Genomic DNA, 470 nt, shown 5'->3' on the forward strand with positions numbered 1-470 from the left:
TCAAGCTCGATGGTGGAGATGTTCTCGCCACCCGAGATGATGATGTCTTTGAGCCGGTCCTTGATCTCTACATAACCATCGGGATGACAGACCGCCAGGTCGCCGGTATGGAACCAGCCGCCTTCGAAAGCTTCTGCGGTGGCGGTCGGGTTCTTCAGATAGCCCTTCATCACCGTGTTGCCGCGCATGAAGATCTCGCCGATGGTCTGGCCGTCGCGTGGTGTAGGTTCCAGGGTTTTCGGGTCGGCCACCATCACGCCTTCCAGCGTCGGGTAGCGCACACCCTGGCGGGATTTGACCTGGGCACGCTCATCGAGCGGCAGTTCATCCCACTCGGCATGCCAGGCACAAATCGTGACCGGGCCGTAGGTCTCGGTCAGGCCGTAGACGTGGGTGACCTTGATGCCCATCTCTTCCACGGCGCCGATCACTTTGGCCGGTGGCGCGGCGCCTGCGACCATGGCATTGAT

1 protein-coding gene is annotated in these 470 nt (G+C 61.3%); it reads right to left on the reverse strand.

Going from position 1 to position 470, the window contains the following annotated elements; genetic code table 11:
- The coding region (locus tag QN399_RS26180; protein ID WP_330201934.1) for an AMP-binding protein at nucleotides 1-470 on the reverse strand (470 nt) is incomplete at both ends.

The sequence above is a fragment of the Pseudomonas sp. 10C3 genome, assembly GCF_036346185.1.
In the GTDB taxonomy this organism is placed as follows: Bacteria; Pseudomonadota; Gammaproteobacteria; order Pseudomonadales; family Pseudomonadaceae; genus Aquipseudomonas.